The 14,499-nt window shown below is 59.3% G+C and carries 15 protein-coding genes; 6 read left to right on the top strand and 9 right to left on the bottom strand.

Features of this window, described 5'->3' with window-relative positions; genetic code table 11:
* Nucleotides 1-275: 275 nt before the first annotated feature.
* A complete protein-coding gene (locus tag ACD590_RS29465; protein WP_439021027.1) occupies nt 276-2,783 on the top strand; it encodes a methyl-accepting chemotaxis protein in 2,508 nt (835 codons plus the stop codon).
* Between the two features lie 47 nt (nt 2,784-2,830).
* Here the strand turns inward: ACD590_RS29465 and ACD590_RS29460 are convergent, their stop codons facing one another.
* From ACD590_RS29460 to ACD590_RS29450, 3 genes are all read right to left on the bottom strand, one after another.
* Entirely contained in the window at nt 2,831-3,967 is a 1,137-nt protein-coding gene (locus ACD590_RS29460) for an NAD(P)/FAD-dependent oxidoreductase (protein WP_439004017.1), read from the bottom strand.
* Nucleotides 3,968-4,062: 95 nt separating this feature from the next.
* Nucleotides 4,063-5,601 carry an amino acid ABC transporter permease/ATP-binding protein gene (locus ACD590_RS29455; protein WP_439004016.1) on the bottom strand — a complete coding sequence of 513 codons (1,539 nt, stop codon included), beginning with the start codon at nt 5,599-5,601 and terminating at the stop codon, nt 4,063-4,065.
* Between the two features lie 90 nt (nt 5,602-5,691).
* Nucleotides 5,692-6,519 (bottom strand): ABC transporter substrate-binding protein, encoded by an 828-nt coding sequence (locus ACD590_RS29450; RefSeq protein ID WP_018444990.1) that lies wholly within the window; start codon nt 6,517-6,519, stop codon nt 5,692-5,694.
* Nucleotides 6,520-6,701: 182 nt separating this feature from the next.
* Between ACD590_RS29450 and ACD590_RS29445 the strand changes: the two genes are divergently transcribed.
* Nucleotides 6,702-7,772, top strand: a complete 1,071-nt coding sequence (locus ACD590_RS29445; RefSeq protein WP_439004015.1) for a LacI family DNA-binding transcriptional regulator — start codon at nt 6,702-6,704, stop codon at nt 7,770-7,772.
* A gap of 176 nt (nt 7,773-7,948) precedes the next feature.
* The gene (locus tag ACD590_RS29440; protein ID WP_439004014.1) at nt 7,949-9,052 is read left to right on the top strand and encodes a LuxR C-terminal-related transcriptional regulator; all 1,104 of its coding nucleotides are present in this window, start codon (nt 7,949-7,951) and stop codon (nt 9,050-9,052) included.
* A gap of 570 nt (nt 9,053-9,622) precedes the next feature.
* Here ACD590_RS29440 and ACD590_RS29435 read toward each other — a convergent pair.
* From ACD590_RS29435 to ACD590_RS29415, 5 genes are all read right to left on the bottom strand, one after another.
* Nucleotides 9,623-9,883: a hypothetical protein gene (locus ACD590_RS29435; RefSeq protein WP_439004013.1), complete on the bottom strand. Its 261-nt coding sequence runs from the start codon at nt 9,881-9,883 to the stop codon at nt 9,623-9,625.
* 132 nt (nt 9,884-10,015) lie between these two features.
* Nucleotides 10,016-10,246 carry a hypothetical protein gene (locus ACD590_RS29430; RefSeq protein WP_026188714.1) on the bottom strand — a complete coding sequence of 77 codons (231 nt, stop codon included), beginning with the start codon at nt 10,244-10,246 and terminating at the stop codon, nt 10,016-10,018.
* 124 nt (nt 10,247-10,370) lie between these two features.
* Nucleotides 10,371-10,619, bottom strand: coding sequence for a hypothetical protein (locus ACD590_RS29425; RefSeq protein WP_018245879.1), 249 nt, complete (start codon nt 10,617-10,619; stop codon nt 10,371-10,373).
* Between the two features lie 67 nt (nt 10,620-10,686).
* A complete protein-coding gene (locus tag ACD590_RS29420; RefSeq protein ID WP_026188715.1) occupies nt 10,687-11,094 on the bottom strand; it encodes a hypothetical protein in 408 nt (135 codons plus the stop codon).
* 126 nt (nt 11,095-11,220) lie between these two features.
* A complete protein-coding gene (locus tag ACD590_RS29415; protein WP_026188716.1) occupies nt 11,221-11,511 on the bottom strand; it encodes a hypothetical protein in 291 nt (96 codons plus the stop codon).
* 308 nt (nt 11,512-11,819) lie between these two features.
* On the opposite strand from ACD590_RS29415, the gene ACD590_RS29410 reads away from it, so the two are divergent.
* The 3 genes from ACD590_RS29410 to ACD590_RS29400 all read left to right on the top strand — a co-directional run bounded on the left by ACD590_RS29410 (nt 11,820) and on the right by ACD590_RS29400 (nt 14,080).
* Nucleotides 11,820-11,996, top strand: a complete 177-nt coding sequence (locus tag ACD590_RS29410; RefSeq protein ID WP_245368994.1) for a DUF5086 family protein — start codon at nt 11,820-11,822, stop codon at nt 11,994-11,996.
* Between the two features lie 146 nt (nt 11,997-12,142).
* The gene (locus ACD590_RS29405) at nt 12,143-12,499 is read left to right on the top strand and encodes a hypothetical protein (protein ID WP_439004012.1); all 357 of its coding nucleotides are present in this window, start codon (nt 12,143-12,145) and stop codon (nt 12,497-12,499) included.
* 393 nt (nt 12,500-12,892) lie between these two features.
* Nucleotides 12,893-14,080 carry a hypothetical protein gene (locus tag ACD590_RS29400; protein ID WP_439004011.1) on the top strand — a complete coding sequence of 396 codons (1,188 nt, stop codon included), beginning with the start codon at nt 12,893-12,895 and terminating at the stop codon, nt 14,078-14,080.
* Nucleotides 14,081-14,174: 94 nt separating this feature from the next.
* Here the strand turns inward: ACD590_RS29400 and ACD590_RS29395 are convergent, their stop codons facing one another.
* A complete protein-coding gene (locus tag ACD590_RS29395) occupies nt 14,175-14,336 on the bottom strand; it encodes a hypothetical protein (RefSeq protein WP_012755472.1) in 162 nt (53 codons plus the stop codon).
* Nucleotides 14,337-14,499: the final 163 nt, after the last annotated feature.

Genomic DNA, 14,499 nt, shown 5'->3' with positions numbered 1-14,499 from the left:
CTGATGCGTCATGCGTCCGGCAGGGATTATGTGCAAAGCCGGTTCGAGGGGACTGGTATCTTCACCCGAGATTGATTGTTCTGCTTCAAGCCATTTCCTTCCGACGGATATAGGAATTTCGGAAGGTCAAGAGGAAGGGGCGAGCAGCCGTTGGTTGCGAGCAAACCCGTGGCTGCCGCCTCAGGCGGAAGGAGGATTTCACTCGAAGGGAGGCGATCTGCAACAGCCCTGCGCCAAGGCGCCGCAACGAGACGCTGTGAGCCGAGGAGGGACTCATGTTGGGAAGGCTGTTGTCACGTGTTCGCATCCAGACGCAGGTGATGGTGTTCATCGTTCCCTTCGTCTTCAGCATCATGGCCGTGGGTGCGACCGGTTTCTATGCGTCGAGCTTGCTTCAGGGGCGGATGGATATTTCCAATTCCGTTCTGCAGTCGTTGAGCGGATTTCGCGATTTGTCGGCCGCGATGGGCGAATTCCTCGCCAGTGCCACGCAAGAAAACCGCGATGTTGTTACCCGCAAACTTGCCGATCAGCGCGTTCTTCTGAAATCCGGCATCGACAAGCTCGCCGCGGATCGCAGCGGTCAGCAGGAACTGGAGCAAGCGCTGTCTTCCATCGACGGAATTTCGGCCCGCATGGATGCACTGTGGCAACTTCAGGAAACTCGGTCGGCGCTCTTTACCGATCTCCAGAAGGCGCAGAGCATCGTCGTGTCGTCCCAGACGGATATCGTTGAACGCTCCAAGGTCCTCCAGCGCGCCGCCGACATGCAGGAAGATGAAGCCCGCAATACACTGGGCGATGCACAGCGCATTTCGGACTTCGCCTCCTTCGCCCAATCGCTAAACGACAAGGCTCAAGCCGCCGCCCCTATCGGCGGCCCCGATATGGAGGAACTCGCCCGGCAGCAGCGCATCGTGGGAATGGCGCTTGGCGGCGAGGCACCGGAAGCCAAAAAGGCGATTGACGATGCCATTGCTTCGTTGAAGCCGCTTGTCGAAGCCTCCAGCCAGACCGAGGAGAGTACAGCCGGTCTCAGGAATGCGACGAGCCATATCGTCGGCAGGCTGCCCGAATTGCAGGAGGTCGCCTCACGGCGCGTGAAGGCGGTAACGGATAAGGCGGCCGAGACCGCCAAAACGGTCGAGCGCGCCAAAACCAGCCAGAGAGACGGCCAGAAACTCACGACCTCGGCTTACGTGATTCAGATCGTTATGGCGAAACTGACCTTGGCGCCAACGGACGCCAATCTCCAGCGGCTTTCGCAGGAAATCGCGGCTGTCAGAAAGGGCCTGGACACGCTGATTTCCAATGCCGGCGGTGTCGCGCAGTTCGATAATCTCAAAGCCAAGCTTCTGCCGGCGCTGGACAAAATGCAGAAGGCTGCCACCGACCTCGTTCGCATCAGCGCGCAGCGCCAGGACGAATTCCATTTGGCCGCGGCCGACGTGGACCGGATGTGGTCTCAGTTGACTGCATTCGCCGAAATGCAGCGGCAGAATGCTGCTGAGGAACGCGCGGATGCCAATTCGATGTCCCTGGGAACGACGATCCTCGGCGTGGTGATCGCAATCCTCGCAGGCGTCGGGCTGACCGTTACGCTCAAGGGGCCGATCAATCAGATCACCTCGGCTATGAGGCGCTTGGCGGACGGCAAACTCGAAACATCCATCGTCGGTGACAGCCGAGCCGATGAAATCGGCGATATGGCCCGCGCCCTGGGCGTATTCAAGAATAATGCCATCGCCAAAGTTGAGATCGAGGAGAGTAGCGAGGTCGAGCGATCGAGGGCCGAGGAGGAGCGGCATCGCAATGATGAAGAAAAACGCACGGTCGAAGAGCAGATAGACTTCGCGGTTACGGCGCTGGCGGAAGGTCTCGGACGTCTGGCACGGGGCGACATTTCTCAGACGATCGCAACCCCCTTCTTCGGCCGATTGGAGCAGCTTCGTAACGATTTCAACTCGTCGCTCCTCCGGCTGCAAGAAACGATCGACCAGATCCGCACCAACACCCGGATGATCGAAGGGAACGCCGGTCAGATGGATCTTGCCGCGAACGATCTTTCGCGGCGCACCGAACAACAGGCCGTCGCACTGGAAGAGATAGCCGCAGCTATCGAAGAGATCACTACTACGGTTCGTTCGTCGGCGGCCTGCGCCGATGATGCCCACCAGATCATCACGGATACCAAACAGGTGGCCGATTCGTCATCCCAGGTCGTTGCAAGCGCCATCGACGCGATGGGCAAGATCGAAGCGGCATCCGACGAGATCGTTCAAATCATCGGCGTCATCGATGAAATCGCGTTCCAAACGAACCTACTTGCCCTGAACGCCGGCATCGAAGCGGCCCGCGCCGGCGAGGCCGGAAAAGGCTTTGCGGTCGTGGCTCAGGAAGTGCGCGATCTGGCTCAACGCTCCGCGGAGGCCGGCCAAAGGATCAAACAGCTCATCGGACGTTCGCAGACGGAGATTACCAACGGAGCGCGTGTCGTCCGCGAGACGAGCGAAGTCCTCGAAAGCATTTCGGCGAAAGTGGTCACCGCCTCCGAGCAGATGGACGTGATCGCTCGCTCGAGCAGAGAGCAGTACAACGCCCTCCATGAAGTGAATTCTTCCGTCAACCGGATGGACCAGATGACGCAGCAGAATGCGGCCATGGTCGAGGAAACCAGCGCGGCGACGAAGGAACTTGCCGACGAGACGACGATACTCCTCCAGTTGATCGATCAGTTCCAATTGGAGCAAACGGGGGCGCTTCGTCGAACCGCCGCGGCATAGAACGGTCATCCGCTTGGCGAGCGGCTCAAGTTTCCGCATGGCGACCTTCACCGTCGCGACGCGCTGAAACGCTCCGGCCGAAAGTCCGCCAGCAGTGGATGGCGGCGTCCAGTAATGATCTCATCCGCCAGCAGTTCGCCGGCAATCAGGCCGAGGGTGGCACCGCTATGGCTGAAGGCAACGAAATAACCAGGGATTGACGGCAACTCGCCGAAGACCGGCTCGCCATCGCCCGGAATGGGCTTCGGGCCGACCCCATAATCTTCGATCTCCAGTTGCGGATTGCCTTCGAGAACCCTTGAGGCCTCGCGCAGCAGCCCCTCCAGCGTCGATTGCCTGACTTCGTAGCTGCCATCGGGTTTCACGCTCACTTCTTCCTCGGACCAGGCGGAATCGAGCGCGAAGCCGCCGCCGGGCGTCGGACGGATGGCAATGCGAGGTGTGTTGAGCACAGCCTTCAGCGGATGGCGGATTGCCTTGGTCCGGACGAGAAGGGCGACAGGCGTTGCATCGCCGATATGCTGGCCGACCTCAGCCACGATTGCGGGAACGTCACCGCCCGCAGCAAGCAGCACGGCATCCGCATTGCGGCGCATGCCGTCGGCCGTGATCACGCCACGGGCACGCCCGCCTTCGATATCGACCGTCGCGCGACCGGCGTCCGTGACGATCTCGCCGCCCAGCGTGCGGAATTCTTCCGTAAGCGTGCCGATCAAGGACGGAAGATCGACCCAGCCCTCCCCGGGATTGAAGATCGCGCCTTGCGGCGTCACGGCGCTTGCGTCGACACCCGGCGTCGTCGCGGCAATCCTTGCCGGGGCGAGCCATTGCGCGTGATAGCCGAGATCGCGCTCATAGTCGAAGATCTCGGCGATCTCGTTGCTACCATCGTCCGCATCCCAGGTCAGGCCGCCGTCGAAGCGCAGCCACGGCGCATTGGGATATCGGGCGGCCAGCGTGCGATACCGATCTATGCCGGCCAGACGCAGCCGGTGATAGGCATCGGCGCGTTTACGCGCCGAGTTGAGCCAGGCAAGCGAACGGCCGGAGGCGCCGTTGGCAAGCGGACCGTCGTTAATGAGCACGGTGCGGACCCCGAGCCGCGCCAGATGGACTGATGTCGAGACGCCAAAGATCCCGCCACCGATGACGACGACCTTCAAGGGTTTGGTGGAAGCATTCATGTCGATAACCTTGTTTTCTGCTCTTGCTACAGCGGGTGAAATCCGGCGCAGCCGGTGTGAGGACGACCGGGGCACCATGCGTTGCCTCGGGCGCTTCAGAGAACTTCCGCAAGGAAGCGCTTCAGTCGCTCGCTTCGGGGATTGTCGAAGATCTGCTTCGGGCAGCCGGCCTCGACGATGCGGCCCTCATCCATGAAGACGACCTGGTCGGCCACCCTGCGCGCAAATCCCATCTCATGCGTCACCACTGCCATCGTCATGCCCTGGCGGCCGAGGGCGGCCATCAGGTCGAGCACGCCCTTCACCAGTTCGGGATCGAGCGCACTCGTCACTTCGTCAAACAGCATGACCTCCGGATCCATGGCCAGCGCGCGTGCGATGGCGACGCGCTGTTGTTGCCCACCCGACAGACCTGCGGGCCGATGATCCTTACGCCCTGCAAGACCGACATCGGCCAGACGTGCCTCGGCGATGCGCCGCGCCTCCTGCCTCGGCATCTTCTTGATCTTGGTCAGCGAAAGCATGACGTTCTCGAGTGCCGTGTGGTCGGGAAACAGGTTGAAGTGCTGGAACACCATCCCCACCCGCCGGCGCAGCCTCTCCGGCTTCATCGCCAGGATGCTCTCGCCATCGAGCAGGATGTCACCACCCTTCGGTTCGACAAGCCTGTTCATGCAGCGCAGCAGCGTCGATTTGCCCGAGCCGGAAGGGCCGATGATGCAGGTGACGGTACCGGCGGCGATGTCGAGATCGACCCCCTTCAGCACGTCGAGATCGCCATAGGCCATGGTGAGGTCCCCGATGTTCAGGGCGCCGCCTTTGAAGTGCGGCGTACTCTCCTCCGACGCCTTAACAGCGGGGCGAGGGCCGGTGGCGGCCTGCAGCTCGCTCACCTCGATTAATCCGCTCGCAGCACCCGAGCCGCGGCCTTGTTTTCCGAGCCGCAGTCTCGCATCGATATAATTGACGAAGTGGGTCAGCGGCACCGTGATGACGAGGTAGAAGACACCCGCCAGCAGCAGTGGTGACAGATTGCCCGTGACGACAGCCTGATCCTGCCCGACACGGAATATCTCCCGCTCGGAGGCGAGCAATCCCAGGAAGTAGACAAGGCTGGAATCCTTGACGTTTCCGATGAATTGATTGACCAGCGCCGGCAGAACGCGCCTGATGCCTTGCGGGATGACGATCAGGCGCATGCCCTGCCCGTGGCTCATGCTGAGCGCCCGGCAGGCTTCCATCTGGCCGCGCTCGACGCTTTGAATGCCCGATCGGAAGATTTCGCCGATATAGGCTCCGGCGATCAGGCTGAGCGCCAGGATGCCGAGCGGAAATGGCGATGGACCGAAGATCTCACGCCCGATCCGGGCAAAACCCTGGCCGATGATCAGGATCGTGACGATCGCCGGCAGCCCGCGGAAAACATCGGTGTAGATGCGTGCCGGCAGCCGCAGCCAGCGTGACTGCGAGATGCCCATCACGGCGAGAGTCATGCCGATGACGACGCCGAGCACGGTCGACGCGGCGGCCAGGATCAGCGTATTCTTCAGGCCGACGCTGATCATGCTCGGCAGAACTTCCGCCATGGCGTCCCAGTCCAGGAAGCTGCGGCGCAGATTTTCAAGCCAGTTCATTCAGATCCCCATGAATTCGTGCCCGGCGCAGACGCCGCCGTCCGGCAGAGCCTTGGTAAGCCGCCCGCCATGAGCGGGCGGCTTGCGGCGTCACTTCTTGGGAAGATACTGTTCCGGCATCGGTGAGCCGGGGAACCATTTTTCATAAAGAGTCTTCCAGGTGCCGTCCTGCATCGCATCGTGAAGCGCGCCGTCCAACGCCGTGCGAAAGGCATCATTTCCCTTTCGGACCACGAAGCCAGCAGGCGCATCGAAGGACGGGATATTCACGGCAACCTTCAGCGCGGGATAGCGCTCGCCATATTGCTTGGCGGCCTCGTAGTCGAGAAAATGCGCATCGACCGTCCCGTTGTTGAGCGCGGCCACGGCAGAATTGTTGTCGGGGAATTTCACCAGATCAGTCCCCCCGAAATTCTTGGCTGCGTAGACTTCCTGCAAGGTTCCCTGCACGACGCCGAGACGCTTGCCCTTGAGGCCATCGGCATCCTTGATACCGGCATCCGGGGTCAGGACAGAGAGATAACCGGCAAGATAGCCGTCGGAAAAGTCGACGGTCTTCTTGCGGGCTTCGGTGGTCCCGATCGCCGCAACGGCAACGTCGAACCGTTCGTTTGCGACCGACGGCAGGAGTGCTGAAAATTCCTGGCCCGTAAACGTCACCGTGTCTTTTTGAAAGCCGAGGCGGGAGACGACGTTGAGAAACAGCTCGATATCGAAACCGGTGAACTGGCCGTCCGCCGTCGCAAACGTATAGGGCTTGGAATCGCCCATCGTCCCGACGCTGATCACCCCGGGCTCGATGAGGTTATAGGGATTGTCGGCGGCGGCCGCAGAGCCTGCGCCCATCGCAAGAAGGCATGTCAAAAGGCCGGCCCGCAATGGGGCGAGGGTGGCCACGAATGATTCAAAAGGCTTCATGTTCGTTCTCCGCTCTGAAAGGAATGCTCTTGTCGGCATCGTCGGGTCGCCCTGCCCCACCGCGCATTGCGATAGAGCCTTCTGGACAAGATACCGGTCTCCTGTATAAAGAGACCGGTATCACAACATATTTGATATCCGTCAATTGACCGGTCGTCAATAACTCTTGTAGTCCTCGGCTCATGGAAGATTCCGCTCATTCGAAACGTGCAGTTACGGTCGCCGACGTCGCGAGGGCCGCAAAGGTCTCGAAGGCGACGGCCGCCCGTGTGCTCGGCGGCTACGGCGTGGTCAGCGCCAAGATCACAGATCAGGTCACGGCAGCAGCCGCCGCCCTCGAATACCGCCCGAACGAGCTCGCCCGGAGCATGAGCACCGGAAGGTCCGGCATCATCGGGGTGGTGGTCGGCGATATCGAGAACGCTTTCTTCAGTCTGGCGGTGCGCGGCATCAGCGATGCGGCCCGTCTTGCGGGATTCAACGTCATCATCGCGAATTCGGGCGAAGAGCTCGATGCGGAAAAATCAGCCGTCGACCTCCTGATCGGCAAACGTGTCGATGGCCTGATCGTCACGCCAGCCCGCTGCGACAGCATCGAACATCTGCAGCACGTCCGCCGCGCCGGCGTGCCGCTGGTCCTGTTCGACCGGGCTATCCCGGAACTCGATGTCGACGCCGTGACCGGCGACGACCGGGATGCGGCCATCACCGCCACCCGCTATCTGATCGCGCAAGGACATCGCCGCCTCGCCTACGTCTCTGCCATGGATGCCGAGGATGGTGGGCTCACCGATATCGGGCGGATCTCGAATTCCGCCGTCCGCGAACGCGTGGAGGGTTTTGTCAGCGTCCTGACCGAGGCGGGTTTGCCGAACCCTCTTCATTATATCAGGCTCGGCGCCACGAACCAGCAACAGACGGACAGCGTGATCAAACGCCTGCTCTCGGAGGGATCGCCGCCAACGGCACTGCTGGCTTCAGACAGCCTCGTCGGCTTGCGCATCTTCAAGTCGATGCAGTCGCTTGGCCTGTCGATCCCCAAGGACGTGTCGATGATTTCGTTTCTCGACGCCGACTGGACCAGCGTTACCGTTCCGCCGATCACCATCGTCGACCAACGCGTCTATGAGATGGGCAAGCTCGCCGGCGAGCGGCTCATCGCCCGTATCGAACGCGCCCCGCTTGCCGTCGAACGCCTGCGCGTCAGCACGAGCCTCGTCGTGCGCGGCTCCGTCGCAACTATCGACCGGTGAGAACTATGGAGTTGGCCATACCTGCATCGCTTGCGAAGTAGCGAGTAGTACCGCATTGCGATTGGTCACGAATGCCCATGGCCGCCGATTTGATATTACATGGGGCTGCTGTTGTCTTTGCCTGAGCAACGTTATTTAATACCGGAAATACTCGCTGTGGGATTTTCAGAAAGATCATGCTCCAGTCAAAAGACGCTTCATCTGAGCTGATAGATTTGATCTATGGAAGTCTATTCGGTGAGTGCGATTGGCAGGATTTTCTGGATCGCGTGGCGCAAACTTTGCCAAATGGAAAAGCCGCCCTCCATTACCACGATCTGGCCTCGCCTGTGGCCCATGTTCCTTACGTATCGGGGTTCTCGAGGACCGAGGTCGACCAATTCAGCAGCCACTTTGCCGCAGTGAACCCCTGGATTCCGAGATTGAGCTTTGTGCCCGTCGGTCAGGGTGTCTGCGGAGACGAAATCTTTCCACGCAAGGACTTGCTCAAATCGGAATTCTACAATGATTGGCTGAAGGGACAGGCCCAATGCGAGACGAGCATTGGTGTCTCCATCATTCGGGAGGAAACCCGCACCTTCGTCCTATCGACCTGCACGTCGTCAGCAGACCCCGATTTCAACAAAGAAGCAGCCGGGCGCTACACGCTACTCGCTCCCCATTTGAAAAGGGCTTTCGATTTCATCCGGAAGCGCGATCTGCTCGCCCCGGAAAGACAGACAACGCAAACCCTGTTTGATAGCATCGGCGTCGGACTGATCTACGTTTCGGAGCATGGGCGAGCACGCCAATGGAATAAGAGCGCAGAAGCCTTAATGGCGGCTGGCTTTCCTATGCATGTCGCCCCAAGCGGCAAGCTCGAACTTCAATGCGAGAAGTCGACTGCCGTTCTCGATTTCCTGACGTCAAGAAAGGGTGTGCAATCAAGGCCGCATACGGCGATCGCAAAGGGGAAGGACAAGGCCAGTTATCGCATCACACTCCTTCGGCTCCAGTCCGATGCATTCACCGAGTTCTTGGAGGGGCCGACCGTGGCCGTCATTGTCGAGCCGATGGTGGCCACGCCACTCAATGAGCGGCGAGACTTCTTAATGGAAGCCTACAAACTGACTGCGACGGAGATTCGGATCGCCTCAAGCATTGCCTCCGGCCATTCTCCAAAGGAGGTGGCCATAGCCGATCACATCAGCTACGAAACGGTCAGAACCCACCTCAGAAACATCTATTCCAAGCTCGGGGTAAACTCCCGGGTTGGTTTGGTCGCGCTGCTCATGCGCTGACGATAGACTTGCAATTCGTCTCCTACCGCCCGCATGGCTCATATTGCGAACGGGTTAATACGACCTAGCAAGTCTGGAACACGGCTAGTGTTACCGTGGGCCTATACCGCAAAGCTCGAACCCGCAGCCCAGTAGAACCACCTGGGCTTCACTCGCCGTAGATGGCAATTCCAATGGTGGCAGTGGCGACGTAAACGCAGAATCCAACGGCTACCCCAGCAAAAACCCCAGCAGCCAAGCTCGTCCTTTTGGTGATAACGATTGCGGCAGCTAGTGGTCCAAGCAGCAAACCGAGCGCTTGCACAACACCTAGCGCTCCATAGTTCATATTGTGAACTGACTGCTGGACAACATAAATCCAGACGAATATGCCGCCGAAGACGATTAAGCCTGCACAGGCTCCCAAAATCCAGCCATGCCGTCTCCACACATTCCGTAATTCCCAAAGAGCGGGAGGCAGCGCAAACGCCCACGGTATAAGATCAGTTATTGTCCACATTTACGAAACTTCACAAGTTTCTAGTCTGTGAACTAACCGTTCGAAGACGTGGCCTGGGAACACCGTCTACACTAGTCATAGAGCTCGCCGTGACCAATCTGCTCCCTGGCAGGCGCATCGCTGATTGAGGGGTCATCGGTCGGATCTGGCTCTCTCTTGTTGGCATCGCTCAGAAACTGCGCGGCCTTAAGGAGTGCCGCGGTTATCTCCTCGGTGCCCCATCCGGCTTCATTGGCGGCTGCAATCAGCCTTTCCAACGCGTCGCGCGCGGCTACGGTCGCCTCTTCGAAGCGCTTCGCGGGAGATTCGGTCTTCGGCGGTGGAAAGGTCATCGGCGTTCCCTCCATAGGTCCGGCTATTGTGGATGAACGCGGCCCAGCGGAAATGGATGCACGACCATGCTGATTTAACAAACCGATGCCCTGCCCCGCCATACCGGCAACGACTGGCGACGTCTTTCCGCCTCAGATGACCGTTTTCAACAGAAACGGAGAGCGCTCCAACGGACGCTGGGCGAGGATTCTCAGCATCGCCGGGCCTTGTATGCCGGAAGTCGTACACGAGTGGCCGTCGTGATAGACCACCGTCATGACGCGGCTCAGACTATCGTATCTGATCTCTGCGATCGTCCGGGTGTGAACCGGAAAGATGAATTCATGGGGTTGAGATTCCTCCCCCGAAGTGTTCAAGCTCATTGCGATGCCCCAACGAAAAAGCAATTTTGGCTCGACCCTGCCCTGGTCTGAGCCTAACTGCGCCAATCAAGCACATATTGCTGCGACGGTCGCGTGACATCAGCGTGACACGCAGAATCAGCCGTCAATGCAATGTCCCACGGATCTCGTGTGCGAGAGCGGTTTGCGACCAGCATTCAACCGTGCGAGCTAGCGATCGAACGGCCTCGTCCACATTGAAAACCACGTCCCCGAGCCGCTCGATCTCATAATCGAGCTCATAGACCTCGACTTCGTCGAGGTCGTCACTCTGCAGCAGTCGCCTCATTGCTTCGACGAGGCGCTCAGTGCGCCCAACGACATCAAGAGCGCTGCGTATGATGATATCCAACATGAATGTCCCCTCGCTTCGATAACGAAGCGTCGGCCATAATCGTGACGCTGACAATCCTGAAATCTTGTCAGACGCGGCCTCGGATCATGTCGTAGAGATCCCTCAACTCACGCAGTGCGGGTTGGGGCCGATGGCGCGGTAGTGCGGCGCGACGTCCGGCGAATGCGAGCGCGCCGGCGATCACCGCGACGAGGAGGAGCGTCGAGGCCGGGTAGAGCTTCACCGCCGCTTCCGTCTGACGCATTGCTCTGCCGGCACTTCCTTTTGCCGACCGGGCAGCATCGAGGACTTGATCCTGAAGCGCGCCGATCTGCTTTCGCAGCACGCTCAGTTCTTCGCCCAGGTCATGATCAGGCTGCCGGGGAACGCCGACGGAGGCTGTGTTCGTATCGATGACGGCTTTCGGAACCGGCTCGCCGATCTTGGCTCCTCTGCTATCGAGGGTCGTCGTCTCAGTGCTCTTGCGGCGCGGCATGATCATTTCTCCTTCCTAGAGCATGACGCCGAAAAATGTCAGCGATTTTCGGGCGACATCATGCTCTAACTATTGAATTTAAAACAGGATTCAGACTTTAGCCAACCGGGCCTAAAGTCATCCTGTCTAGTCATCGTCGAGGGCGAAGACCGGCCGGTAGTGGCGCTCGGCGATCAGCAAGCTCCTGTCGGGCCGGATGATGTAGATCTCCTCAACCTGGCGTCCCCATTGATCTGTGAAATCATGCGGGAAGGAAGAACCCACGGGCGATTTCGTCAACTTCGTGCGAGGCTGGCCATTATACGTGATGCTGCCGGGAATGGGGGCCAGTCCCGCCGACGAATAACTGCCTGCGCTGGTCGTGCAGCCGGTCAGCACAACGGCAAAAACCAGCCCAAATCCTATGCTCCGCTTCATCGAGCCCTCCAGCTGCTTCGTCTTTCGCGCGGCACTCGTTTTCATCGTCAATGTAACAGGGGACGACAGACATTGTTCCAGAACATGCGAATAAGTCCTGGAGCTATCCTTCTGGCTGTCGCAACCATTTTGGGCGCACCGGTCTTCGCGTGTGCCGGAGCGGTGGAACCACCAGATGTTTTCACCGTCATTCTCTCCGTCTCACCACGGACCGTTCGTTGGGCCACCGTCTAAAAGCATCCGGAGCCCGCCGATCACGATCCCTATTACCATGTCGAGCTGATCGTGAAGGAGCGAGGTTCTCCGCCATGCAATTCAAACGGCTTGCCGCACATGTTGTCGTAACGGCAGACGCTTTCGACAGGAGCCGCCTGAGACGAAAAGCCAGGACCTATTTTTACAAGGACATCGAATTCCGGATCGCCTACGGGCCTGGCGCGCGCAACCTGTCATGCGGCAGGAGGCCGGCGTTTGCCGCACGATAATTCTTGAATGCGTTGGCGCCGCTGACAATATGCACCCATGAACGTCAGTGCATACTGAAAAGACGCGCGGCGCTGCAGGCGCGCGGATATGGTCACAGGAACGGGCCGCATCGACGCGGGAGTGTGAACGAAAGGGAGGTTCGGCCATGTTGGCAAGACCAGCAGGATATGCAGGGGCCACAATCGCTGCTCTGTGGGCGGCCCGCCAAGTCGCCCGACTTTATTCCTCCACCGAACCGTTTGGTCCTGAGTTCCTGAATGTTGCGAGAAATCTCGGCATTTTTATTCTACCGGCGTTCGTTCTGCTTCTGGCGGGGCCTTTCAGGATGTGGTTCGACAAGTTTGCCCCGCTCTATCCTTTGGTGCTCGGAGCCGGAGTCCTCAACATCTATCTTCAAGACGATGCGCTGGCTGCCGGTCTGCCGCTGATCGTGCTCGTCTACCCCTTCCTGGTGATCTTTGCGCTCACCTATCTGTTGCGCGGGCGGGTGTCGCAGGCGTAGGGACACTGGAAGGTGGCATTCAGCCGGACTGGCCGTTTCCGCGGGCGTTCGAAATGCGCACTAAATCCAGTCGAACACTTCCCGGTTTGGCATCCGATTCGAAGGGTTGCAAGAATCGAGGAAATACACTTTCTGTGTAGCGGATGAGTCGAAACGCTACCCCTGCTAGAGAAAATACTGCCGCCCGTCGCTGGCGGAAGGATGACTATATTTTTTCAGCCTCAGCGTTCCGGCTGATCCTAACTGCACCACCCCCAAATTAGCTGACCAGATGAAAGCCGTGATATCCAGCGGCGCTCTTCGTGTCCCCCGCCTTTCCGATCTGAGAGTGGAAGGTGGCACATCTGGGAATTTCGAAATCCTCGCATCTATTTTCTACATAAGGACATCTCCATGAAGCATATGCGTAATCTCCACCTGATGATGGCAAGCACCGCGTTTCTGACGTTGGCCGGCCCGGCGCTTGCCCTTGATGGCACCGACATGATGAAGAAGCTCAATGCCGCAACCAGTGCCGGCGGTACGGTCATCACCTTCGAGAAGGCGGAAGCCGATGGCGACACGGTAACGGCGACCGGTGTCCAGGTAGGATCTTCGAGCCTGCCCGGCGATACTTTGAAGATCGGCGATCTCACCTTCGAGGGTGTTGAGGAAATCGAAGGCGGTGGCTATCACGCCAAGACCGTCTCCTTCCCGGATATCGATATCAGCCAGGAGGAAGGACGTTTTTCCGCAAAGGAGATCCAGATCACCGGCCTCACGATCCCCGCCAATGCGACGGGCGATACGCTGAACGACATCCTCCTCTATGAAACGGTCAGCACCGGACCGATCGCTCTCAACATCAAGGGCAAGGACGTGCTTGCGATCGAGAGCATCGAGTCGAACCTGGGACGCCAGGATAGCGGCTTTTCCTATGACGCCAATGTCGCCGGTCTCAAGGCCGACCTGTCGCAGGTCGAGGATGCGAATGCGAAGGAGGCCATCGAGAAACTGGGCCTGACGACGCTCGACGGCACGGTGACGATGAAGGGCATCTGGGAAATCGAAAGCGGCAAGGTCGCTGTCGACGAATATGCTTTCGACTTCAAGAATATCGGCCGGCTGAATTTCGCCGTCGACTTCTCCGGTTACACGCTGGGCTTCATCAAGTCGCTGCAGCAGGCGGTGAAGACCGCCGAGGCCAATCCGAACAAGGAAGAGGCCAACCAGGCCGTGGGCCTTGCGATGTTGGGGCTGATACAGCAGCTGACGATCAACAGTGCCTCGATCCGCTTCGACGATGCCTCGATCACCAAGAAGGCGCTCGATTATGCCGGCTCGCAGCAGGGCGTCACGGGCGACCAGCTGGCGCAATCGCTGAAAGGTCTCGTGCCGATGATGATGGCACAGCTCAACATGCCCGAGCTGCAAAACCAGGTGTCGGCTGCCGTCAACGCCTATCTCGACGGACCGAAAAGCCTGACAATCAGCGCCGCACCGGAAAAGCCGGTTCCCGTCCCGATGATCATCGGCGCGGCCATGGGCGCACCGAACACGATTCCTTCCGTGCTCGGCGTCAAGGTCACGGCGAACGACTAACGAATAGCAGAGACGCTTCACGAAGCGCCGGCTGCCGGAGGCGGGTTTTGCCGACCTGCCTCTGGATCCCCTGGGAAAGCCGAGCAACGTCCAACTAAAACTCGTCGCTGCGACGCTTCACGGCGTGCTTCAACGCCACCATATGCCTTCGCCGCTCCAGCATATAATCGGCATATCCGACGCAGATGAACAGCAATGTCGGACCGGCGTAGATGATGATGAGAGCCAATGCGATAAGAATGAATGCGCTCGTCATGGTCTTGTTTTCCATCAATATTGGTCGCCGCAACTGAAGCGGCGAAAGCGGACAGGTCCTCATCTCGGCAATGCCTGTCCCTATTCCTTCAAAATTCGCCGGCTTCCTATTCGTTCCCTCCTCGATCGATTTCCACATGCGCGACGAGCCCGATCGAACGACA

The organism is Rhizobium sp. 862_C5_N1_2 (genome assembly GCF_051811205.1).
In the GTDB taxonomy this organism is placed as follows: domain Bacteria; phylum Pseudomonadota; class Alphaproteobacteria; order Rhizobiales; family Rhizobiaceae; genus Rhizobium; species Rhizobium leguminosarum.
Note: the sequence above shows the minus strand (reverse complement) of the source record. Positions and strands in the feature narration are given on the sequence as shown.